Raw genomic sequence first — 24,254 nt, 5'->3', positions numbered from 1 at the left:
TAATAAACAACCTGTACTCATTTTAGCACTTTTTAACTGTTTTATTAAGTATGGAGAATTATCACACGAAAGCAAATAAAAAAGCACGGAATAGAGAATCCCGCGCTTTCGTTATTTTCATTATTTTTTTTGTTGCAACGGTTCCACAATGGCCTTCTGAATAAGAAGGTTTAGCAACGATATCACGATTGCTGCTAGAATCGCAGTCCCAAAACCATCTATATTAAAGGCATCTCCCATTAAATATGCAGTAAGCTGTAAGGTTATAGCATTAATGACGAACAAAAACAGCCCTAACGACAATAAAGTGACTGGCAAGGTTAACAGAACGAGAATAGGTTTTACGATAACATTAAGCACGGAAAGAATGAGACTTGCGATAATTGCCGCTCCGACTCCACTAAGCTGAAAGGAGTCGAAGTAACCAGCAACTACAATTAAAACAAGTGCATTTACTAATATGCTTGCTGCCCATCTCATGATCGGATTTCGTTCTCATCATTCGGCATTACAAATACAAGAACAAAGTACGTAATGATCAGTGGAACAAAGCCTGTTGGGAACAAAAGAATAATGAAGATAACACGCAATAAAGTCGCGTCAATCCCCATGTAACTCGCTAGCCCTGCAAGGACCCCTGCAAGTTTACGATCATTTTTTGAACGGATTAATTTTTTCAATTTATTTCACCTCGTACGGTTTAATTAGAATAGATCCTGTTGTCGTTTCTGCGAAGATATGCGTTAGTGGTGCATCTTCTTTTTTCGCTTTAAAATGTAGCGATTTTTGTACTACTTCATTTTTTTCTTCTACCACATCCATACCCGGCAACTCACAAGTAAAGCTACCTAAGTTGGTTTTTAATTCCGCCTCAACGGAGTTCGTAGTTGGTAAAAATAGATCCACACTTCCCGTTTTGGTTTTCGCCATAACAGAACGTACCGAATCTCCGGTTAGTTCTCCAATAACATTCCCGTTAAAGCTTTGGATATCCAACTTTTCAATATCGCCTTTAACTGTTACCATTCCATTGATTGTTTCAGCTTCTAACTCTCTGCTATTGCAATCATGTAGCTTAATATGGCCATTTGCTGTTTCTACTTCTACATGGGAGCTCGATGTATTTTGTAACGTGATGGAGCCATTTGCCGATTTCATATACATCGTCGTTACATGTAACCCTTCCCCTTCAATACGTCCGTTAAACATGCGAACATTCAGGTTATTGTATTCCGCCTCTGGAATGAAAACTGTGGCATTCACTTTGATTTGTTTCTTTTGTACAGAAAAACGTAGCTTTCCAGAATCAATCGAGAATAACACCTCGTTCAAAAATGCTCTTCTTGCCTCATCTTGTGAGTTTACTTCATACACCTTTGCTTCACATTCAATTCTCACATCATTTTCTTTCCAAGGAAGGATCTTCACGTTACCATTGGCGACATCTAAATCAATATCCTTCATATACACATCCGATTGTTGAAAAATATGATTAATGGAAGTGGATGGTCCAAAGTTAAAGTCCAAATCTAAATCCTTAATCTTTTGGAGCGCACTCCCCACAAAGTCTAAAATATTATTTTTAAAGGAGGAAGCCTGTTTGCTATAGGAATGCGAATGGTCTTTTTTCCACTTATCCTGCTCTTGGTTATTTGACTTCGAAAGAACTTTTGTCGACAGGGCAGCAAAGATATTATCTTCCGCCTCTTGAGACGCCTTCGCATCTTTTGTTAGTTCTGAAACAATTTCATCTTTTTGAAGATCACTTGCTGGATTATTCTTCTCTAAACTCTCCAATAAAATAATAGCTTCTTCTGCAGTAAGTTTGCCTTCTTCCACTAACTTTAAAATTCTTTTACGCTCTACCATTGCACTTCCCCCTTATTATTTATCCATATTAATTTGCTGTTTTGGATAGTTTTCCAATGCAAACATTATGATTCCCTTAATAACTGAATTCCTCTAACAATATTCCAAATAATTGTGCCTATGACAAGAATAACTCCTACAATGATACTAGCAATTAACCATGGTAGCGAAGCATTGAAAAATACAAGTCCGATGGCAAAAACGGGTGCGACAATCGCCGGAATAAGATGCGATATAAACGAAGCTGCTGCATGGCGCTTCACTTCCTCCTCATCTACAATAAAATAGACAACAAGCGGCAGTAGAAACGGCGCAAAAAACAAACTAAGATAACAAATCGCCGAAATCAACTTACTATTCTTTCCCATAACCACAACCACCTTCCTCTTCCAACAACCCACCTACCAAAAACGATCTACCTACTACTACGTATACCCCACCCAAAAAGTTTCACCTATGTTGGAATAAATACTCAAACTTAACTCTACATCTATTGTGACATAAAAGTTTATTTTTGAAGTCAGACCCCAGCATGATTTCTATAATCCATGTCATACGTCTTGAGGCTTATGTTGGCTAAGACAAGTATGGTGGTCTTTGGGGTCTGACCTTTGGCGTGGTATAATAGGGGTAGTTTGTAGGATGGAAGGAGCGTGCAGAATGTTAGATTTTTTGATGGATCATTTGCTGACCATTATTATTGTGTTGGTTGTGCTATTTGTGGTGATTCCCTTCTTGAAAAGTGTAATTTCCAAGCTTGTAATTGTAGGGATTATTTTAGTAGGATTAGTGTATTTTGGCATACTCAGTCCTGATTTCACTGAATCCTCTACTAGCTATGTCGAAAATACAATTAGACCTGTAGTCACAAAAGAGATAGATAAAGCTGATTTTCATTATGACGAGACAACAAAGGAATATATTATAGAGAGTGCTTCTTTTCATTTGAAAGGGAAGCTTAATGAAAATACTGGGGAGATACGCTTTAAAGAGAAGACGTATGAAATGGATGTACGGTTTTTACAGGGTATAATTAAGAAGAAGGTAGAGGAAGAGCAGGCGAAGGAATAGTTTTATGTCCCTACTTTTCTACTTGTCCAATTGCATTTGAAATAAATAGAAAGGGCTGGAAGCTACGGGATTACGGTTATATCCTAAAGCTTCCAGCCCTTTTATTATTTTTAATCTGGCTTTATACATAAGTTGACCCCTTTGAACGCCCTGTAGATTTCCGTACCAGGCGTTCGCTTTCCGCGGGGCGCTTGTGGAGCCTCCTCGGCAGGCCTGCGGGGTCTCCACAAAACGCTACTTCCCGCAGGAGTCTCACGCCTTGCACTACAATCTACAGGGGAGACGGGATTATTTGACGCTCCACTTTTTCATCATCTTATGATGCGATTTTCTTTACATTGCATGAGTGTCTACCCTTTGCTTACTGTTTCTACTTCACGCACTCGTTGATCCATTCGGTCGCGATCACGGAGAAGTACCGGTCGTAGGTATTGTCCTGTATAGGATGCTTCTACTTCGATAACCTCTTCAGGTGTTCCAGTTGCAATAATGGATCCGCCTTTATCGCCACCCTCTGGTCCTAAATCAATCATATAATCGACAGCTTTAATGACATCAAGATTATGTTCAATAACAAGAACGGTATCTCCGTTTTCTTCAACTAAGCGCTGTAAGACTTTGAGCAGTCTTGCAATATCGTCTACATGTAAGCCTGTTGTTGGCTCATCAAGGATATAGAGTGATCGGCCGGTTGAGCGACGATGTAACTCAGAAGCTAGCTTTACACGTTGCGCCTCTCCACCTGACAGGGTTGTAGCTGGTTGCCCTAATGTGATGTAACCAAGCCCCACATCAAACACCGTTTGAAGTTTACGCTTAATTTTAGGAATATTTTCAAAGAAGCTTACTGCATCTTCAACCGTCATTCCCAAAATATCTGCAATGTTTTTCCCTTTATACTGAATCTCTAATGTTTCACGGTTATAGCGCTTCCCATGACAAATCTCACAAGGGACATATACATCGGGTAGAAAATGCATCTCAATTTTAATAATTCCATCTCCGCGACAAGCTTCACAACGTCCGCCCTTCACATTAAAGCTGAAACGTCCCTTCTTATACCCACGTACTTTTGCCTCATTAGTAGAGGCGAATACATCACGAATATCATCAAACACCCCTGTATAGGTTGCCGGATTAGATCGCGGTGTTCTACCTATTGGCGACTGATCTATATCAATTACCTTATCAAGATGCTCGATTCCTTTAATTTGTTTGTGCTCTCCTGGCTTTGTTTTGGCATTATGTAATCGCTGTGCCAAAGCTTTATGGAGAATTTCATTTATTAACGTACTTTTCCCAGATCCAGATACACCTGTTACTGCCACAAAACAACCAAGCGGGATTTTTACTGATACATTGCTCAAGTTGTTTTCATTGGCACCGATTATTTCTAGAAAACGGTCCTTCACAATTTTTCTTTCCGATGGCAATGGGATGAACTTTTTCCCAGAAAGATATTGTCCTGTTAGGGATCCTGGGTCGTTCATCACTTCTTCAGGCGTACCAGCTGAAACGATTTCTCCTCCATGCACACCTGCACCAGGACCAATATCAATTAAATAATCTGCCGCCATCATCGTGTCTTCATCATGCTCTACGACTATTAGTGTATTCCCAATCTCCCGCATGTTTTTTAACGTCTGAATAAGACGATCATTGTCACGTTGGTGCAGACCGATGGAAGGTTCATCTAGGATATAAAGGACACCGGTCAGACGAGAACCTATTTGCGTGGCAAGACGAATACGTTGTGCCTCTCCTCCAGAGAGAGTTCCGGCCGCACGACTAAGTGTTAGATAATCTAGACCAACATTATTTAAGAACCCTAATCGCTCAATGATTTCACGTAAAATCATCTTGGCGATTTTCGTTTCTTTTTCTGTTAGGTCAATATTTTCAAAGAATTGTAATGCCTCTACAATAGAGAAATTCGTGATAATACCAATATGACGATTATTGATTAGAACGGATAAGCTCTCTATTCTTAAGCGATTCCCTTTACAAGCTGGACATGGCTGCTGAGCCATATATTTTTCCATTTGCTCTCGAATGTAGTCAGAACTCGTTTCTTTATAGCGACGCTCTACATTAGGAATAACACCTTCGAAGCGAATATTACTTTCACGAACCTGCCCAAAGTCATTTTCATAACGGAAGTAAATTTCATCCTTGCCGCTTCCATAAAGGATTTTGTCTAATAAAGATGGCGAAATCTCACTTACTGGTAGATCCATATCGATTCCATAATGGTTACAAACCGCTTTAAGCATCTGTGGATAATATTGTGAACTCGAAGGCTCCCAAGGCGCAAGTGCATGCTGATTTAAAGAAAGCTGTCTGTTCGGTATGACCAGATCAATATCCACCTCTAGCTTTGTTCCTAACCCATCACATTTTTGGCAGGCACCGTAGGGACTATTAAACGAAAACATTTTCGGCTCTAGTTCCCCAATGGAAAATCCACATTGTGGACAAGCATGATGCTCACTAAAAAGTAATTCCTCTTCTCCCATTACATCAACAATTACCTTACCGTCTCCTAATCTTAATGCACTTTCCAATGAATCAGATAGGCGCGTTGCAACTCCATCCTTAACGACGATTCGATCGATTACTACCTCAATGGAATGCTTTTTATTTTTTTCTAGTTCAATCTCATCTGTAATTTCTAACATCTCGCCATTCACTCGAACACGGACATAGCCTTGCTTCTTAATGTCCTCTAATGTTTTCACATGTGTCCCTTTACGTCCTTGTACAACTGGTGCTAGAATCTGTAGCTTCGTGCGCTCTGGGTACTCTAAGATTCTATCCACCATTTGCTCAATGGTTTGTGATGAAATTTCAATGCCATGCTTTGGACATGTTGGTCGACCAACGCGAGCAAATAGTAACCGAAGATAATCATAAATTTCAGTCACTGTTCCAACGGTAGAACGCGGATTACGGCTTGTTGTTTTTTGGTCAATGGAGATAGCAGGCGAGAGGCCCTCTATCGCATCTACATCCGGTTTATCCATTTGTCCTAAAAATTGACGTGCATATGCAGATAACGATTCGACATATCTGCGTTGTCCTTCTGCATAAATCGTATCAAAAGCAAGGGACGACTTCCCCGATCCTGATAATCCTGTTAAGACAACCAATTTATCACGAGGAATCGTCACATCAATATTTTTTAAATTATGGGCTCTGGCCCCTTTCACTACAATCTTGTCCATTGCCATTCTTTCGTCATCCTTCCGCTTTTAGCTCTAAGATGAGATCACGAAGCTCGGCTGCTCTCTCGAAATCGAGTCCCTTTGCCGCATCCCTCATCTCCTGCTCCATGCCTTCTATGAGCTTTTCTCGTTCTTTTTTTGTTTTTGGTCTTACAATTGTTTTTGTCTCATATTCCCCTTGATCTTCCGCAGCAAAAGTAGCACGAATAACGTCTCGAACCTTCTTTTGGATGGTAGTTGGTGTGATTCCATGTTGGAGATTATGCGCTTCTTGAATTTCACGGCGACGTTTCGTCTCATTTATGGCAATATCCATTGATTTTGTTATTTTATCCGCATACATAATAACTTTTCCGTTGGAGTTACGCGCTGCACGACCAATCGTTTGAATTAAAGCGCGCTCTGAACGAAGAAAGCCTTCCTTGTCTGCGTCTAAAATCGTGACGAGCGACACTTCTGGGATATCTAATCCTTCTCTTAAAAGGTTAATCCCAATTAAGACATCATGCTTTCCTAGACGAAGCTCCCGAATAATTTCAATTCGCTCTAGTGTTTTAATTTCAGAATGCAAGTAAGCTACTTTAATGCCGAGTTCTTTTAAATAATCCGTTAAATCCTCAGACATTTTTTTCGTTAGCGTCGTTACTAATACTCTTTCATTTACCTCTACTCGTTTATGAATCTCGTCAATTAAGTCATCGATTTGCCCTTTAATTGGACGAACCTCAATCGTTGGATCTAGAAGACCCGTCGGACGGATAATCTGCTCGATCATTTTCGGTGTACGTTCGATTTCATAAGGTCCAGGGGTTGCAGAAACATAGACAATTTGACTTGTTTTTTCTTCAAACTCTTCAAATCTTAACGGACGATTGTCCTTGGATGATGGCAAACGGAAGCCGTGATCCACAAGCACTTGCTTTCTTGCTTGGTCGCCATTGAACATCCCCCTTACTTGCGGGAGTGTAACATGGGACTCATCGACTACAAGTAAAAAATCCTTTGGAAAGAAATCTATTAATGTGTATGGAGTTGAGCCAGAAGGCCTTAGCGTTAAATGGCGGGAGTAGTTTTCAATACCTGAGCAAAAGCCCATTTCTGCCATCATTTCCAGGTCATAGCGTGTACGTTGTTCTAATCGCTGTGCCTCTAGTAACTTTCCATTTTCACGAAGTTCTACTAGTCTCTCTTCCAATTCTGCTTCTATGTTTACGATTGCTTTTTTCATCTTTTCTTCACGGGTAACGAAGTGGGAAGCTGGGAAAATGGAAACATGATTACGATCGCGAAGGATTTCACCAGTTAGCGCATCTACTTCTCGGATACGATCAATTTCATCACCAAAGAACTCCACGCGGATACAATGCTCATCACGAGAGGCAGGGAAAATTTCCACGACATCTCCACGAACTCGGAACGTTCCACGACGGAAATCAATATCATTACGTGCATATTGAACGTCAACAAGATTACGTAATAATTCATTACGCTCTTTTTCCATTCCAGTACGGAGGGAAACGACCAAGTCTCGGTATTCTTCTGGAGAACCTAATCCATAGATACATGAAACACTGGCGATGATAATAACATCTTCTCGCTCAAAAAGGGATGCTGTTGCCGAGTGACGAAGCTTATCAATTTCATCGTTTATGCTGGAATCCTTTTCTATGAACGTATCAGTAGAAGGAACATAGGCCTCTGGTTGATAGTAATCATAGTAACTAACAAAGTATTCAACAGCATTGTTCGGAAAGAATTCTTTAAACTCACTATATAATTGCCCTGCTAATGTTTTGTTATGGGCGATAATTAATGTTGGTTTTTTAACTTGTTGAATAACATTAGAAATAGTAAAGGTTTTTCCTGTTCCTGTTGCCCCAAGCAGTGTTTGATGCCTTTTTCCTGCATTCAACCCTTCCACTATCTGGCGAATTGCCTCCGGCTGGTCCCCGCCAGGCTTATAACCTGACACTAACTCAAACTGTTCCATTCCCTAAAGCCTCCATTTCCGTTCATCTCTATCTAACAATATTCTACCACAAACAACACCTAAAACAACAAAAATACGAACTTACATTCGACTTTTTTGTAATATAATATAGTTGTTACAGCAAAATTAAATTACGCTTTGGGGACAGGCACCAGAAGGATTTTCTGCCCCCATGTAATAGGGTATACCCGCTCTTGTTGGTTTCTAGTATTTCTCCTCGGATTTCGTCTTTTAGTGTCCTCGATTGGTCAGTTATTGCGCTAATTGGTTTGTTCTATTATGTTATTGTTATCATGTAGTTTGTTTTGGAAACCTGTTTGAGGGAGATTATGATGAATAAATTTGCAGTAATATCTATTATTTTGGGGGTATGTCTCTTAGTGGGATGTAATTCTAGTACTATTCCGACAGAGCAGCTCTCCTTAGATTATCTAGATGAAGAAGCGCTTACCAAGCCTGATCAAGAACTAACATACAGTGAAATAAATGGGGTATATGTCCATGACTTTATTAAGGAAAACAAAGACAAGGCTGTTCGCTGGACTGCGACCGTCGTTCGAATCGAGGATGATAAAACGTACGAGTTACAAGAACCGCTCCTTCCGACTATCCTCTTGACCTTCATTGAAGGACCTTCCGAACCGATTAAGGTAGGAGATACGATTACTTTCTCAGGTATCTTAATAGGATATGGAGAAACCTTTGGTAAGGATCCACTATGGGTTGTGCGTCCGGGTCATTTAGAAGAAACAACAGCAGAGGAAAAAGCAGCGGTTGAAACATACCGTAAAGCAGTCAAAACTGCCAAAAAGGAGGTAAACTCTAACTAGAGCCTACCTCCTCTTCTTTTAATACTTTATTAGTCTTAACGAAATTTCCTCACCATTCTTCTCGCATATAAAAAACCTATCCCGATCGAAATAGCATCTATTAAAATAATGTACCATTCTTCGGTATACCCTTTTATGATAGAGCCAATGAACAACGCAATAGTCAAGCCTGTTCCCACATACAAGCTATACGTCACTCGGGTGAACAGTACCACAAGTAGTGCAGGTAGAAATATCGCTAATAATAGCTTCACCAACAATCTTAAAACCTCTTTCCTATCTAAACACAATTCTCTCGATATACTTTTAGTATAGCAGTTTTTTTAGTGGTTAATCTACTGGATCTATTTCTGTCCCATTTTCAGGTACTTGCTGAATACTTTTCCCCGAATCTCTTCATTCTCCACACACAAAAAAGAACCACCCGCTTAAGGTGGCATTAGCTTCTCAGCCTATTCAATCTCAATAGCAATCTGAGTAACATTCCTCAATTTCTTCTGCTTATTTGCCAACTGAATTTTATTCACAAATGAGAGTATATTCACTCGCTTTTCCTCATTATCAATGTCGAATTCTACAAGATAGGTATATTGCTTCTTTTTTTCATTTGAGATCACACCGACTATATGCGCCTTGAATTCCATTAGATTCTCAGTAATAGAAAAGCGTAATCCTAGCAATATTTCCTTATCTTTTGGTAAAAGAACTCTACTAACAAATCGAAGCTTTTCTCCATTTAGCTGCTCCAAGTAAATCGGTGTTCTACCAGTTTTTACATCTTTACCACTAAGCTTTAATAGGGTCATGCTGCCTACAACATAGTGTCTAATTTGATATAAACCTTCCCATTTTGCTTTTTCTCCCATAGATGTATAATTAATCACTTGATTGCCCCCCCAACTGTCACCCCTTTTTATTTTCTATCGGTAATTTCCAGATAATTTTAAGGTAAATGAGCAATTTGTCTACAGTTTTTTATGCCAAAAAGCCCATGCATTGCTGCATGGGCTCAGAATGTTACGTTTATTCCTCGTTCGCCATAATATCAATTAAGCCGATTTTCGGATTTTTATCTTGGAACCAACGTAAAGAGAAATCATTATCGAATAAAGCAACATAGTTATTGTTACGATCTTTTACTAACATATTACGAGAGTCGAATAGATTGGTGTCCACTTGCTGGCTTTCTAACCAACGTGGGATTTTCGAGCCAATCATATTGTAGACTACTTCCACGTTGTATTCACCTTTCATACGGTATTCGAATACGTCTAGTTGAAGTTGACCTACTGCTCCTAGAATGTAGGCGTCTGTGCCATATTGGCGGAATAACTGGATCGCACCTTCTTGTACAAGCTGAGTGATTCCTTTTCCGAACTGCTTACCTTTCATAACGTTCTTGGCCTCAACTTTTACAAAAAGTTCTGGCGCAAACGTTGGAATTTCATCAAACTCTACCTTTTGGTTGCCATCATATAAGGAATCCCCAATTTGATAGACACCTGGATCATATATCCCAATGATATCTCCAGGATATGCATGGTCTACTGTTTCACGATCAGAAGCAAGAAATTGTTGGGATTGAGTTAGCTTAATCGCTTTGTTCGTACGACTCACTGTTACCGTCATTCCACGCTCAAACACACCTGAACAAATGCGTAAGAAAGCTAAGCGATCTCGGTGTGCAGGATTCATATTAGCTTGAATCTTGAAAATAAATCCAGAGAATTTTGCATCCTGTGGTTCGATTTTTTCTTCAACAGTTTGCCTTGGCTGTGGTTCACTCGCTAAATCTAAGAAAGTACGGAAGAACATTTCAACGCCAAAATTGGAGATGGCACTTCCGAAGAAAACAGGAGTTTGTAAACCATTTTTTACTTTTTCAATCGAAAAATCATTTCCAGCTTCTTCTAAAAGCTCGAAGTCTTCCTTCGCTTGAATAAAAGTAGGATGGGTCGCAATCTCTTCTACTCCTTCTAACTCTTTAAAAGGTATGCGGTCCTCTTCATCCTTCCCTTGATAGCGGATAAACACTTCATTATAACGGTCATATACACCTAAGAAGCGTTTTCCCATACCAACAGGCCAGTTCATCGCATACGATTCAATGCCAAGCACTTCTTCAATTTCCTCAAGCAACGCCAATGGCTCTTTTCCTTCACGATCTAGCTTATTGATAAATGTGAAAATCGGAATGCCTCTCATACGACAGACTTTAAATAATTTTATTGTCTGAGGCTCTACCCCTTTTGTACAGTCAATAATCATCACAGCGCTATCTACAGCTGTTAAGGTACGATACGTATCTTCACTGAAATCTTCATGCCCGGGCGTATCGAGAATATTAATATGTCTATCCATGTATTCAAAGCTCATGACACTGGAAGTAACGGAAATTCCACGCTTTTTCTCAATTTCCATCCAATCCGATGTCGCGAATTTTCCGGATTTTTTTCCTTTAACTGTACCGGCAGAACGGATAACATTACCGAATAAAAGTAGCTTCTCCGTTAAGGTTGTTTTCCCGGCATCGGGATGCGAAATAATCGCAAACGTTCTTCTACGGTCTATTTCTTTATTTAAAAGTTCATTTTTCAATGTTTTGGACCCTACCTCTCAAAAATTACACAATAACGATATTATAGCAGAAAGACGTACGAATAAAACATAGCAATCCACCGAAAACCTATTTCCAATTGGCGATAAATCATGTATACTCTTTGTAAATATATGTTAGGAGTGATAATAATGGCAAAGAGTAAGGCAAAAAAGTTACGTGAAAAGCTTGCAAGAGAAGGAAAAAGAAACCCTGAAAACGGGCGTGGCACATACGCATTAGCTAATTTAACAACAAAAGTTACGAAGACAAAGAAAGAAAAATTAAATCAATTACACAAAAAAGAACGACAATCTCACTACTGTATGGATAGAGAGAATGTCGTTTTTTTATTTGGAGCCTGTTAAATGCCGCGGTTAATATCCAATCCTTGTGCTCGCTAGCAACGTTTATCTTTGCTGAAACTTCACGATTTCGTCGTATTCTTGTTGGAATAGACGACTTAATCGAATGTAGATAGGAGTAAGCTCTCTGTATACCTCGACTTCATCGCTTTCAGGGGCATAGCTCTTAGTCGAACCAACCATATCTGCCATAACGTCAAAGGAATCAATTTCTCCTAAGGCATATAAACCCAAAACTGCCGCTCCTAAACAAGAACTTTCCACACTCTCAGGAATACTTACCTTTTGATTGAAAATATTGGATAACATTTGACACCAAATTTCCGAGCGTGCGAATCCGCCTGTTGCGTGGATTTTTTCTGGAATCCCAATGATTTCTTCTAATGCTAAGAGAACCGTATAAAGATTTAAGTTAATTCCCTCTAAAACAGCGCGCATCATATGTTCTTTTTTATGATGAATTCCGAGACCGAAGAAGGATCCTCGTGCGTTGCCGTTCCAGATAGGAGCACGTTCCCCAGTTAAATAAGGATGGAAAATCACGCCTTCTGCACCTGGTTTCACCTGCGAAATTTTGTTCGTGATAACATCATACGGATCTAAACTAGTTAGCCCTGCTTCTTCGACCTCTTCTTGACAAAGCTCGTCGCGGAGCCAGCGCATGATCATTCCACCATTGTTCACCGGTCCACCAATTACCCAATGGTTTTCTGTCAACGCATAACAGAACGTTCGACCTTTCGGATCGGTAACAGGTTTGTCAATCACCGTTCTAATTGCGCCGCTTGTGCCAATCGTTAAAGCGACAACTCCAGGTTGAACTGCATTTACTCCTAGGTTCGAAAGCACGCCATCATTCGCACCAATGACAAATGGAACGTCTGTTGGAATACCGAGTTTCTGCGCCCATTCCTCCTTCAAGCCTGTTAAAATTTCAGTCGTTGGAACGATTCTTGAAAGTTTATCCGGGGAAACGCCCGCGATCGTTAGTGCTTCTTCATCCCATGTTAGTTTTTCCAGATTAAGCAACCCTGTTGCCGAAGCAATTGAGTAATCTACCACATATTCTCCAAAAAGCTTGTGGAACACATACTCTTTAATAGAAATAAACTTCGATGCTTTCTCAAAAACGTCTGGATTTTCATTTCTTAACCAAATGAGCTTTGCAAGTGGGGACATCGGATGGATAGGAGTTCCGGTACGTAAATAAATCTCATGACCATTCCACTCTTCCTTTAATTTCTTTGCCCATTTTTCACTGCGCTGATCAGCCCATGTAATGCTTTTAGTTAACGGAGCTCCTGTTTCATCAATCGCAATTACACTATGCATCGCTGCACTAAAGCTCACTAACGACAGATCCTTCACCTCAATATTACCAAGCTGAACGGCTTCACGTATCGAAGTCACAACCGCCTGAAAAATCTCCTCTGGATCCTGTTCCGCTGCCCCTAATACCGGTGTAAGCAGAGGGTATTCTACCATAAATTGGCTGTGCACCTGGCCCCTTTTGGTAAATAAAACCGCTTTTGTACTTGTTGTTCCTATGTCAACGCCTAGCATGTATGTAGTCAATATGTTTTCCTCCTTTATGCCACTGAAACCAAGGAAAGAGCGCCTGTGATAGGCACTCTAATTCATTTAACCGATAATTAATGCAAGTATAAGAGCTGTGGTGAAACCAACTAGCCCAATAATTGTTTCCATTACTGTCCATGATTTTAATGTGTCTTTTACGTCTAAACCGAAATATCTGTTCACTAACCAGAAACCAGAATCGTTCACGTGAGAAAGAACCGTTGCCCCTGAGGCAATTGAAATAACGATTAATCCAAGTATCGGACCTTCTAAATCCATAATTCCGATTACTGGGGTAATAAGTCCTGCTGCAGTTACCATTGCAACTGTTGCAGATCCTTGAGCAACGCGAACTATTGCAGCTATTAAAAAGGCAAGCACGATTGGAGGTAGTGGAGATGTAGCCATCATATCACCTAATACTTCTCCAACACCAGAATCCATTAGTACTTGTTTAAACACTCCACCTGCACCCGTTACTAGAATAATAATCCCAGCTGGCTCTAAAGCTTTTGTTGCGATGTCATGTACTTCTTGCTTCGAATAACCACGTTTTGTTCCTAAGAAGAAGAAGGTCAATAATGTTGCAATCGTTAATGCGACAAATGGATGCCCGACAAACGTTGTAATTGCTCGAATCCAGCTATCTTCGGGAAGTAGTACTGTCGAGAGCGTATTCATCAAAATTAACACTAATGGTACTAAAATAATTGCAGAAATCAAACCAAAACCAGGTAAATCTTTATCATATTCTTTTTCTTCAAATTCCATATAAGCTGGTACTGTTACATGAATTTTTTTGGCGATGTATTTACCGAAAATTGGCCCAGCAATAATCATGGCCGGAATACCTGCAATAACACCAAATAGGATAACCCAACCAAGATCCGCCCCAATCAACTCTGCAACAGCAATTGGTCCTGGTGTTGGCGGTATGAAGCTATGAGTTACCGCTAATCCTGCAAGCAATGGAATCCCATAATGCAGTAAGGATTTCCCTGTTTTCTTTGCTAATCCATAAATAATTGGAACTAAAATAATAAACCCAACATCAAAGAAGACGGGAATAGCTACTAAAAACCCTGTAATACCAAGAGCCCATTGAGAGCGGTCTTCGCCGAATCTTTTCATAAGCGTTTGAGCAAGACGCTCTGCTCCGCCAGAAACCTCTAACATTTTACCAAACATAGCACCTAATCCAACTACTACTGCTACGAAGCCAAGAGTTCCACCCATTCCATTTTGAACAGATTGCAGAACATCATTTAAAGGCATCCCTGCGGCAATTCCCACAAGTAAACTTACAAGTAAAAGTGCGACAAATGCATGAAGCTTAGAGCGAATAACTAAATATAATAGTGTAAATATCCCTGCAATCGCAACAATTATTAATGTTGAAGCTGACATAATGTTTTCCTCCTAATTCTAGACCTTCTTAGTTTTTCTCGACAGCATGGCCACCGAATTCATTTCGTAATGCCGCAACAACTTTTCCAGAAAACGTATCAGCCTCTAAAGAACGATAGCGCATCATAAGTGATAATGCGATAACAGGTGCAGCTGCTTGTACATCCAACGCCGTCTCCACTGTCCATTTACCTTCTCCAGACGAATGCATCACGCCTTTAATTGCTTCAAGATTTGCATCTTTACTAAAAGCACTCTCTGTTAACTCCATTAACCACGAGCGAACAACTGAACCATTATTCCATACCTTAGCAACTTTTTCGTAGTCAAAATCAAAATCACTTTTATCTAAAATATCAAAGCCTTCTGCAATAGATTGCATCATACCGTATTCCACGCCATTATGTACCATCTTTAAGAAATGACCGCTTCCAGATTTTCCAGCATAGTGGTAACCGTTTTCCACACAAATATCTTGGAAAAGTTGCTCTACATGGTTAAATGCTTCTGGATTGCCACCGATCATCGTACATGCACCGTTTCTCGCGCCATCCATTCCACCACTTGTTCCAACATCAAGGTAGGATACACCTTTAACTTCTAATGATTTAGCACGTTTAAGCGTATCTTTATAATTAGAATTCCCACCATCAATGACAATGTCACCTTCTGTGACGTATCTACTAATCTCGCTTAAAACCTGCTCTGTAATCTCTCCAGCTGGTACCATCATCCAAATAACCTTTGGAGATTCTAATTTTGAAATAGCCTCTTCAATCGAATAGGCAGGTATTGCACCATACTGCTCACTTTTGTGTACGTTTTCATCATTTACATCAAAAGCTACGACCTCATGTTTATTATCTATCAGATTAAGTGTAAGATTATATCCCATCTTCCCTAAACCTATCATTGCTAGTTTCATAGTAAGTCCTCCAAGAAAAAGAAAAATATTTTTTGTTATGTTCCTATTATGAAAAAATATTTCACATTTTGCAAGCGTTATCAAAAAATATTTTCATTTTTTTTCAAAACATATTATGATAGTTAAGAAGACTTATACTCGGAGGTCGCACCATGAACATTCAGGAAACACAATATTGCATGATGCGAATTCGTTCTCACTACCCACAGTTTAAAGGGAAAGAGAGCGTCATAGCAGACTATATCCTCAATAATCCACAAAAAATCGTGAATAGTACAATAAACCAAGTGGCCGATGATCTTGGAGTTGCTGATTCTACTGTTTTTCGTTTCTGTCAGCGCATTGGCTTTAAAGGCTACCAAGCCATGAAAATCGCACTTGCTAGGGAAATCGTCGAACCAATCCAAGATATCCACGAAAACATTTTAGAACATGATAATGAAAAAACCGTTGCAGAGAAAGTATTTCGTTCCAATATAAAAACATTAGAAGATACATTGAAGATCTTAGATGAGCCATCTTTTAAAAGAGGAATACAGACAATTTTAGGCGCTAGAAAAGTAGAGTTATTTGGCAGCGGCGGATCGAATGTCATCGCCCTTGATGCTTACCATAAATTAATTCGAACGGGGATTTCGGTAAGTGTTCAATCTGACACACATATGCAGCTAATGTCAGCTAGCCAATTAACCAAAGACGATGTAGCCATAATTATTTCGCACACTGGTGCATCAAAAGATATGATGCATATTTTAGAAGTAGTAAAAGAAAGCGATGTCACAACCATCGGGATTACGAACTTTGCAAAATCTCCATTAAGTCAACTGGTTGATATCCCTCTTTATACTGTCTCGGAAGAAACCGATTATCGTTCAGAAGCCTTAGCATCACGTATTGCACAGCTAGCCATGATTGACGCTATTTATGTAAATGTATTAATGGCAAAAAAGGAAACCGGAAAAGAAGCACTACAAAAAGTACGGGCGGCTATTTCAGTGAAAAGGATTTAAGGTAAAGAGAAAGTAGAAAAGTTGTTTTTCGAAGAGTAGTTTTTAGAGGTAAATATAAAAGCAAATCTTATAACTATCAAACATATTAGTTGAGCTAGTATAACATTTAGCACGAATAGACTTGAGGTACTCAATAATCTCTATTGAGTACCTCATTTTGTATTTTCGGGGCACCATCCTCGCTTTTTCGTGCCATCCTATCTGTTTTTCCAGTAATAAATCGCTAATTGGGTTCGGTCTCTCACCTCAAGTTTTTCTAAAATAATGGAAAGTGTATTACGTATTGTCCCCTCACTGAGAAATAATTGTTCAGCTATTTCACGGTTAGAACAGCCCTGGGCTACTAATTCCAATATATCTTTTTCTCGAGGTGTCAATTCACTGAGATCTTGTTTTTCAGGTTGGGTTAGTGTTTTTAAGACATTTGCATCCAATACGGAGGAACCTGCATTTAATGCTCGTAAATGTTCTGCCATCGTAGAGACTTGTGCAGATTTCAGTAAATAGCCTTTTGCTCCTGCCAAAAGAGCTAAGCGAATATTTTTTTCGTCCTCAAAAGTCGTTAGCATCATAATCCCGACATGGGGCCAGCGCTTTTTTATTTCGCGCGTTGCTTGGATTCCATCCATCACCGGCATACGAATATCCATCAGGATGGCGTCCGGAAGCTCCTGCTCGCACTTCTCTAAAGCCTCAGCTCCGTTCTTGGCCGTTCCAATGACGAGCATATCCTTTTCACGAGAGAGTAATACTTGAAGACTTTGACATATTAACGGATCATCATCAACAATTAGGATTTTCATCGTCCACTCACCTCTCTTATTCTCATACAATCATTCTAACCTATCACCTTGCATCTTCAATCGGCAGGACACAAACAAACTGGAAGCCGTCCTTTGTATGAAAGGCGACACTTCCTCCGACTGATTTTGCTCGTTGCCGTAAATTTCGTAAGCCGACTCCTCCACTGGTGAGCGTCCCGCTTGTTTCCCCATCATTATAAACAGCAAGTCGCACGATACTTTCGCTCACATCTAATGATACCTCTACTTTAGTCGCATTTGCATGCCTACTTACATTTGTAAGGGTTTCTTTCAGACATGGCTCTAAAATACTCCATAAATAAACAGGGATTTTTTCGGTATTTCCGTACACCTTGAAATCAATCGGATAGGCTGTAAAGGCACGACAAACCTCTTCTAGTACATCAATTCCCAACGGCTTCACTGGCTTCATATTATGCACGGTCTCCCGCAAGTCCTGGGTACTTTTAAAAAGCCGTTCCTTTAATTGCCCGAAGAAGTCTTTTGCCTGAGGATCGTTTTCTTCCCATAATTGTTCAAAAGCCTGGAGTGCAAGCGTTGCCCCGGTTAATTCATGGCCCACATGGTCGTGTAATTCCTGAGAGATGCGATTCCGTTCCGTTAGCTCTGCTGTACGTGCCGCTTTTGCGTTAGCCAACAACAACTCCCTTTTTAATACCTCCAGCTCATAACGAGTTCGCCGTTCACGATCTACTTCTAATCGATATTGCTCCATCTGCTGTTCCCAACTGCGAATGACTAATCCAGAAAAGGCCGCTAGAACGGAAAGGCTGATAAGGGCAATCGAGAGTTCTGCATAAAATAAAAGCGCGATAAGAGAGGGGATAAGATACCTTTTCTTGCCACTACGAAAGGCTTCAAAAATTGGGAGACTTAAGGCTAACCAAGCATCTTCCCAAGAAAACAGCATCATCAAGCATGCCGCTTGGTCAATTAGAACCGTCCATCCTGGCAAGGAAAAGCGCCAGCGCGCCAATGCCATCACTGCTAAAAATAGGAGAAGGATTACTCCAAACTCACTACTTTGACTAGTAAGCCAAAATAAGCTGAGTAGTAGTAATCCGAGGACCCGCCAAAGTAGTGTGCTTGTTTTAGGGTTCCATATTTCGTTCGAATGGTCCTTCATCGGCGCCTCCACCTCTCCCTTTCTTCCCTGTCTATACCTACCGTCTATTTTATCGTAACCTTTTCTTCTATACTAATCTTCTTTTGCTTCCTAATAATAAAAAAGCAATCGTGAACAAAAGGATAACACTTACTGGAAACAATAACGCCCTTGTCCCTTCTTCATAGATAATTGTACGTACTGCCTCTACTAGCCAATACGTTGGTAAAAGCATCGCAGTTCGTTGGAGAAATTCTGGCATAATCTCCATTGGCCACATCACTCCACCAAGCATCGCCATGAGAATAATGACATTCATTAAAAGAAGAAGAGCAGTTTCCTTATTACGATAGAGAGAATTCCACGCTAAGCAAAAAGCCACTGCCGTCAATGAAAAAATGGCATAGACAACAAATAATAACAACGGCTCCTTGATTACTTCACCATGCACGAGCCTTCCTCCAAAAACCACTAATGCACTTTGCCCAATTAAAATGAGGGAATAAGCGAGTAGACTTTGGAAAAGGTAGTGAAAATGCGTAACGGGAGACACGCCAATTCGGAGCAGAACACCTGTCGCACGGTCTTGCATAATCGACACGACAACTCTGGAAGCGCTAAACAAAAGGATGATCCCATAATATTGAAAACCTAATGGAAGGGGCTGCCACTCCTGAGTAGGCAATAAAATACAAATGATTGGAAGGAGAAGAAGAAAGATGAGATTGCTTTTACTTCGAAAACTACGCTTTAACGCAAAAGTAAAGATGGTCATGCTAGCTTTCTCCTTCCCACAAAAATTGCCCCGAAGGCTACTAGAAGTGTCGCAATCAGTAATATCCCTAGACTAAGAAAAGCTTTGTCCATCCCCTCGCCACTAATCATTCCAAAGATGGCATTTTGTCCAAGTGAGACTGGATTGCCATAGGTCGACATGAAATCGAAGAAGCCTGACTTAGGAAGGCTAAACATCATCCCTGCCAAAATAATAGAACCGATGCCATATACCTCTGATAGTCTTTCCGCTATTTTGTAATTTTTCACAGAAAGTACGAAAATGAGGCAAACTAGTTGAGATAAAATGGACACAACAATGATAATGAGCAACACCCAACCAAGATTCCCCCAGTTCACTCCATATACCAATTTTGTAAAAAACACGATAACCATCCCTTGTGCTGCATTAAATAACACACTCGCTACTAATATGGTAAAGGCATACGTGACTGGCTTGATTGGAAGAGAATACATTCGCCACTTCCGAGGTGTAAAAAAATCTTCTTTCATATATGCCATCGTATACGACCCACCAAAAAGCTGGAAGCTAATCATAAAGCTAACCGAAAGCCAAGTCATCCCCGATATCGCTTCTCCTCCTCCTTCACCTGGGACATGGCTTGATATCAATCCTAAAACGGAAATCAAACAAAGGGGCAGCACAAGCAAAAGAATAAGTCCTAAATAGCTGCGAAGCATTCGGAGCAACGGAAAGCGTAGCGCTCTAATCATACTAGCCCTCCTCCCCGTCACGAAGACTTTTTCCAGTAAGCGTTAAGAAAACATCCTCCAATGTAGGCTTTTCTGCACTAACAGAACGAACACCACCGGTATCTTTTACGATAGAAAGTACTCTGTCTAGGTTACCCGCTCCCGTGCTTGAAATAATTTGCAGTTTTAGTCCGTCCTGCACAACCTTTTTTACCCCATCAAGGTTACGTAGCTTCTCAAGAACCGCTTCTGTAGGCTCTGCTGCTACTTCTAACACAATCTTCTCCTCATGCTGGAGATTTTCAACAAGCTCATCAAGCGTCCCTTGGGCAATAACATGACCTTGATCCATAATAACCACACGCGAAGCAATGGACTGTACTTCCTCCATATAATGCGTCGTATAAAGAACGGTCGTTCCTTGGCGCTGTAATTCCCTTACTGATTCCAAAATATGATTCCTTGATTGAGGGTCTATCCCTACAGTTGGCTCATCCATAATAAGAAATTTCGGTTTATGGACGAGTGCACATGCAATATTCAAACGTCTCTTCATTCCACCTGAAAATTTCGTAGGTAGCTTTTTAGCTTGTTCTTTAAGTCCGACAAACTCCAGCGTTTCATCTACCCTTTGTTTCAGTAAAGCACCTTTCAACCCATAAATCCCGCCAAAGAACTCCAGGTTTTCTCTTGCAGTCAAATCCTCAAACACCGTAATATCTTGAGTAACTAATCCAATATTTTTCTTAATCTCCTGTATGTGATCTGTTAACTGCTGATTAAATAAAGTTATTTCCCCAGAATCGACACGTATTAGGCCAGCCAACGAATGGATCAGTGTCGTTTTCCCTGCACCATTCGGACCCAATAATCCTACAATTTCCCCTTGTTCAATCGTAAGATCAATATGATCTAAAACTCGTTGAGAACCGTATCGCTTCACTATATTTTCCATATGTGCAATGGTCATTTTTATTCCTCCCGATGTATCTTTCATTACTAGCATCTGCGTTTATTATGACACTGCACAACCTTGACTAGTAGTTACATTTGTAACGAAAAATAGGAAGGGTAATGCGTTCTGACTAATCGGGTTCTACTTAGATACAGCAAAAAGACGCACTTATATAATAAGTACGCCTGCTCGTTGTAATTAAAGTGCTTCCTTTTAAGTCTTACTTCATTTCTATCTGTACCATAAGATTACCCCGCCACCGTCCGCTTCCATTTCTTCCCGTCCTGAACGAATAACAGTCCTAATTCATGGTGATCACCTTCATAGATGGCGCATTGTGCGAAACGAGCTTCTCCATTATCATCTACCACCTGGAGTTTACAGAACGCACGATTGTGCTGAAGCGCCTCATAGAAGCCTTCTACTGTGGAGACAGATTGGCCATTTACTTTTACAATGATTTCTCCGATTAGAAGATTCATTTTTCCAGCTGGGCTTTCTGGAATAACACCTAAAATAATCAGACCTTCATCACGTTGAACGAAAATAGGTTGATTCTTGTCATCATGAACACGAACTAAGTAGTGGATCCATTCTCTTGCAAATACGGCGATGACAGCTGCGATAATCGCAATTACTTCCCACCAAACACTCGAGATTGCTAGGCAGAGAATCAATGCACCTAATGCAGAAAGCTGGCGCCCAGTAATGGCGACTGTTTCCCTTGGTAGGCTTGCTTTGATTCTTTGATAAAATCCCATTCCAAAGGGAACGAGCCATAAGGATAAAGATTGTTCTCCCATTTGGAGGACAGGCCACCATTCAAAAGTAGTGCTTAATCCTTCTCCTGGAACAAATAAAAATAATGGCAGCACCCAGACCCGCTGTGCTATATGGGATCCGACCGGTAAACCTCTTTTGCTTTTTGCTAGCTGAGGAGACGTTTGTATGGATGCTTGCTTAGAAACAAGTATCCCTTCCACGATCATTAATAATCCCATTAATATTGCCAAAGAAGGTAAATGAGTCTCTCCAATGCTACTAAATAAACTATCTACACTCTCTATGCCTGTTGTCCACTTTGGAAGTAGCACCGCTAGAAGGAGAGAAAAACCAACTATATACCCTGTCGAAAGCCAACGCGGCTTGATAAATAGTGCAAAGAAAACAGTCACTAAACTAATTAAAAATATCGTACCAAACGGAAGAATAAGTCCTAATCCTACCGTGACAAAAGACAATACTAGTCCTAAAACAAGCGTCTTACATGCTTTTTGAAACTCTGTAAGACCGTACTCTATTCGTATGTGAAAATCATGCCGTTCTCGTTTTACTCGAAAATATCCTAATACTACTGCAAGGGCTAAGGTTACATAAAAAACGGGATGAATAAATAATCGTCCTACACCCTTTAGTAACTCCAATAACCATGATTCTATCATCGAATCACCGCCTATCATCTAATAAAACATATTTCCTTTATTTTAACACAAAGGGGCCGACCCTCACCATATGAGAAGCCGACCCCGAAAAATTTATTTAAATAGGTTTTTCAATGCTTCTTGAAGTTGTACGTCGTTCTTTTCTGAGCGTACTGCCTCAAGTAGCTTGCTTTGGATAAGTTCTGCAGTGGATCCATCAATTTTACCTGTAGCAGATAAATCATTATCTGCTTGGAAAGACTTCACGGCATTTTCTGTTTCCTTACTATAGTAGCCATCCTCACGACCAGGATCAAAGCCTAATCCTTTTAGCATAAGCTGAACATTTTTTACTTTTTCACTATTCGTGTCAAAAGCGAGCTGTTCATTTTCCTCTAGGTTAATTGGATTGGCATAGAAGAAATCTGGTTGTTTCACTGGAATCGTAGGTTCTACTCCTTTTTCATGAATCCAATTTCCATCAGGAGTTAACCATTTATACAAGGTAAGCTTCAAGTTACTACCGTCACCCATCGGAACTGCCTGTTGCACGGTACCTTTACCGAACGACGCATCCCCGACAACTTCATAATTTCCTGCCTCTTTTAATGCTCCTGCCAAAATTTCTGAGGCAGATGCACTCCCCTTGTCAATCAATGTGATGATTGGATAAGGTTTTTTCTCCGATATAGAAGAGAAGAAACGTTGTTTTTCCCCATTACGCTCTTCAATTTGAACATATGGCTTTTCTTTCGTAATTAATTCTGAAGAAATCATTTGCACCTGCTCTAATAGTCCACCAGGATTGCCACGGACATCTATTACTAAACCTTCAATGTTCTGTTCTTCAAGCTCTGCTAATTGTTTCTTGAAGTCCTCACCGGTATCTTGTGAGAAAGATGTAATTTGAATATATCCGACTTTCTTATTTTCAAAATCATACGTTTCTGAATAAACCGTTTCAATCGGAATTGTGTCGCGGGTCACATCTACCATAAATGGCTCCTGTACCCCTGGTCTTTGGATTTGTAGCTTTACGACACTGCCTTTTTCACCGCGAATTTTCAAAACTGCTTGATATAAATCAAGTCCTTCAATATCTTCTTCATCCACTTTTAAAATTTGATCGTTTGGTTGCAAACCAGCTTTTTCTGCAGGTGATCCACGGAAAGGAGAAACAATCGTTACCTTACCATTTTGCATCCCAACCTCTGCACCAATTCCTTCAAATGAAGACTCTAAAGATTGATTAAATTGCTCTGCCGTTTCTTTATCCATATAAACTGAATAAGGATCCTCCAATGTATTGACCATACCTTGGATTGCACCTTCAATTAGCTTGTCTGATACCATTTCTTCTACATATCTAGAAGAGATTAACTCATATGCTTGTTGAATTTTGTCCATATGTGCTTGAATATCTTTTGCGCTTTCTTTCGGTGTTTCTTGTTGTTTGATAGCACCATTTTCCGTTTGCTGAGAAGGAACAGCGGCAGCCTGACTAGAACCGAACCATTGTATTCCCGCATACATGCCCCCTGCACCAACTAAAATTGAGACTATCATTAATAATGTGACGACTTTGCGATTCATGAA

At 40.2% G+C, this 24,254-nt stretch carries 23 protein-coding genes; 4 read left to right on the top strand and 19 right to left on the bottom strand.

All coding sequences use genetic code 11. From position 1 onward, the window contains the following. Nucleotides 1-120: 120 nt before the first annotated feature. The 4 genes from BK580_RS03210 to BK580_RS03195 form a co-directional block, all read right to left on the bottom strand. A complete protein-coding gene (locus BK580_RS03210; RefSeq protein ID WP_169865234.1) occupies nucleotides 121-483 on the bottom strand; it encodes a phage holin family protein in 363 nt (120 codons plus the stop codon). Beyond that, on the bottom strand, nucleotides 477-680 hold the full coding sequence (locus BK580_RS03205) for a PspC domain-containing protein (RefSeq protein ID WP_078378940.1): 204 nt from the start codon (nucleotides 678-680) through the stop codon (nucleotides 477-479). The genes BK580_RS03210 and BK580_RS03205 overlap by 7 nt, the downstream gene beginning before the upstream one ends. 1 nt (nucleotide 681) lies before the next feature. Further along, nucleotides 682-1,869, bottom strand: coding sequence for a DUF4097 family beta strand repeat-containing protein (locus BK580_RS03200; RefSeq protein WP_078378939.1), 1,188 nt, complete (start codon nucleotides 1,867-1,869; stop codon nucleotides 682-684). 65 nt (nucleotides 1,870-1,934) lie between these two features. Next, nucleotides 1,935-2,237 carry a magnetosome magnetite crystal formation protein family gene (locus BK580_RS03195; RefSeq protein WP_078378938.1) on the bottom strand — a complete coding sequence of 101 codons (303 nt, stop codon included), beginning with the start codon at nucleotides 2,235-2,237 and terminating at the stop codon, nucleotides 1,935-1,937. A 292-nt stretch (nucleotides 2,238-2,529) separates the two neighbouring features. Here BK580_RS03195 and BK580_RS03190 point away from each other — a divergent pair, with 292 nt between their 5' ends. Then, nucleotides 2,530-2,940 carry a hypothetical protein gene (locus BK580_RS03190; protein ID WP_078378937.1) on the top strand — a complete coding sequence of 137 codons (411 nt, stop codon included), beginning with the start codon at nucleotides 2,530-2,532 and terminating at the stop codon, nucleotides 2,938-2,940. 350 nt (nucleotides 2,941-3,290) lie between these two features. Here the strand turns inward: BK580_RS03190 and uvrA are convergent, their stop codons facing one another. Both uvrA and uvrB read right to left on the bottom strand, forming a co-directional pair. Next, complete coding sequence (gene uvrA / locus BK580_RS03180; RefSeq protein ID WP_078378935.1) at nucleotides 3,291-6,170, bottom strand: excinuclease ABC subunit UvrA; 2,880 nt, start codon at nucleotides 6,168-6,170, stop codon at nucleotides 3,291-3,293. Between the two features lie 7 nt (nucleotides 6,171-6,177). Continuing rightward, nucleotides 6,178-8,154, bottom strand: coding sequence for an excinuclease ABC subunit UvrB (uvrB, locus tag BK580_RS03175; RefSeq protein ID WP_078378934.1), 1,977 nt, complete (start codon nucleotides 8,152-8,154; stop codon nucleotides 6,178-6,180). A 329-nt stretch (nucleotides 8,155-8,483) separates the two neighbouring features. On the opposite strand from uvrB, the gene BK580_RS03170 reads away from it, so the two are divergent. Then, entirely contained in the window at nucleotides 8,484-8,984 is a 501-nt protein-coding gene (locus BK580_RS03170) for a hypothetical protein (RefSeq protein WP_139364829.1), read from the top strand. Nucleotides 8,985-9,019: 35 nt separating this feature from the next. Here BK580_RS03170 and BK580_RS03165 read toward each other — a convergent pair whose 3' ends face one another. The 3 genes from BK580_RS03165 to BK580_RS03155 form a co-directional block, all read right to left on the bottom strand. Beyond that, nucleotides 9,020-9,238: a DUF2198 family protein gene (locus BK580_RS03165; RefSeq protein WP_139364967.1), complete on the bottom strand. Its 219-nt coding sequence runs from the start codon at nucleotides 9,236-9,238 to the stop codon at nucleotides 9,020-9,022. 198 nt (nucleotides 9,239-9,436) lie between these two features. Next, on the bottom strand, nucleotides 9,437-9,868 hold the full coding sequence (locus BK580_RS03160; protein WP_078378931.1) for a hypothetical protein: 432 nt from the start codon (nucleotides 9,866-9,868) through the stop codon (nucleotides 9,437-9,439). A 139-nt stretch (nucleotides 9,869-10,007) separates the two neighbouring features. After that, entirely contained in the window at nucleotides 10,008-11,582 is a 1,575-nt protein-coding gene (locus BK580_RS03155; RefSeq protein WP_078378930.1) for a peptide chain release factor 3, read from the bottom strand. Nucleotides 11,583-11,732: 150 nt separating this feature from the next. On the opposite strand from BK580_RS03155, the gene BK580_RS03150 reads away from it, so the two are divergent. Next, complete coding sequence (locus tag BK580_RS03150) at nucleotides 11,733-11,948, top strand: hypothetical protein (protein ID WP_078378929.1); 216 nt, start codon at nucleotides 11,733-11,735, stop codon at nucleotides 11,946-11,948. Between the two features lie 42 nt (nucleotides 11,949-11,990). Here the strand turns inward: BK580_RS03150 and gntK are convergent, their stop codons facing one another. From gntK to gnd, 3 genes are all read right to left on the bottom strand, one after another. Further along, entirely contained in the window at nucleotides 11,991-13,508 is a 1,518-nt protein-coding gene (gene gntK / locus BK580_RS03145) for a gluconokinase (protein ID WP_078382619.1), read from the bottom strand. 78 nt (nucleotides 13,509-13,586) lie between these two features. Further along, on the bottom strand, nucleotides 13,587-14,930 hold the full coding sequence (locus tag BK580_RS03140; protein ID WP_078378928.1) for a GntP family permease: 1,344 nt from the start codon (nucleotides 14,928-14,930) through the stop codon (nucleotides 13,587-13,589). Between the two features lie 28 nt (nucleotides 14,931-14,958). Continuing rightward, the gene (gnd, locus tag BK580_RS03135) at nucleotides 14,959-15,855 is read right to left on the bottom strand and encodes a phosphogluconate dehydrogenase (NAD(+)-dependent, decarboxylating) (RefSeq protein WP_078378927.1); all 897 of its coding nucleotides are present in this window, start codon (nucleotides 15,853-15,855) and stop codon (nucleotides 14,959-14,961) included. Between the two features lie 152 nt (nucleotides 15,856-16,007). Between gnd and BK580_RS03130 the strand changes: the two genes are divergently transcribed. After that, nucleotides 16,008-16,865, top strand: a complete 858-nt coding sequence (locus tag BK580_RS03130; protein ID WP_078378926.1) for a MurR/RpiR family transcriptional regulator — start codon at nucleotides 16,008-16,010, stop codon at nucleotides 16,863-16,865. A 197-nt stretch (nucleotides 16,866-17,062) separates the two neighbouring features. On the opposite strand, the gene BK580_RS03125 is transcribed toward BK580_RS03130, so the two are convergent. The 7 genes from BK580_RS03125 to BK580_RS03095 all read right to left on the bottom strand — a co-directional run bounded on the left by BK580_RS03125 (nucleotide 17,063) and on the right by BK580_RS03095 (nucleotide 24,251). Then, nucleotides 17,063-17,668: a response regulator transcription factor gene (locus tag BK580_RS03125; protein WP_078378925.1), complete on the bottom strand. Its 606-nt coding sequence runs from the start codon at nucleotides 17,666-17,668 to the stop codon at nucleotides 17,063-17,065. A gap of 43 nt (nucleotides 17,669-17,711) precedes the next feature. After that, the gene (locus BK580_RS03120; protein WP_078378924.1) at nucleotides 17,712-18,815 is read right to left on the bottom strand and encodes a sensor histidine kinase; all 1,104 of its coding nucleotides are present in this window, start codon (nucleotides 18,813-18,815) and stop codon (nucleotides 17,712-17,714) included. Between the two features lie 67 nt (nucleotides 18,816-18,882). Further along, nucleotides 18,883-19,569: an ABC transporter permease gene (locus tag BK580_RS03115; RefSeq protein ID WP_078378923.1), complete on the bottom strand. Its 687-nt coding sequence runs from the start codon at nucleotides 19,567-19,569 to the stop codon at nucleotides 18,883-18,885. Then, entirely contained in the window at nucleotides 19,566-20,303 is a 738-nt protein-coding gene (locus tag BK580_RS03110) for an ABC transporter permease (RefSeq protein ID WP_078378922.1), read from the bottom strand. Before BK580_RS03110 ends, BK580_RS03115 begins: the two co-directional genes overlap by 4 nt. 1 nt (nucleotide 20,304) lies before the next feature. Continuing rightward, nucleotides 20,305-21,252: an ABC transporter ATP-binding protein gene (locus BK580_RS03105; RefSeq protein WP_078378921.1), complete on the bottom strand. Its 948-nt coding sequence runs from the start codon at nucleotides 21,250-21,252 to the stop codon at nucleotides 20,305-20,307. Between the two features lie 233 nt (nucleotides 21,253-21,485). Continuing rightward, entirely contained in the window at nucleotides 21,486-22,679 is a 1,194-nt protein-coding gene (locus BK580_RS03100) for a PDZ domain-containing protein (protein WP_078378920.1), read from the bottom strand. 93 nt (nucleotides 22,680-22,772) lie between these two features. Then, complete coding sequence (locus tag BK580_RS03095) at nucleotides 22,773-24,251, bottom strand: S41 family peptidase (protein WP_078378919.1); 1,479 nt, start codon at nucleotides 24,249-24,251, stop codon at nucleotides 22,773-22,775. Between the last annotated feature and the right edge of the window lie 3 nt (nucleotides 24,252-24,254).

It is taken from the genome of Sutcliffiella halmapala, from assembly GCF_002019665.1.
Lineage (GTDB): Bacteria > Bacillota > Bacilli > Bacillales > Bacillaceae_I > Sutcliffiella_A > Sutcliffiella_A halmapala.
Note: the sequence above shows the minus strand (reverse complement) of the source record. Positions and strands in the feature narration are given on the sequence as shown.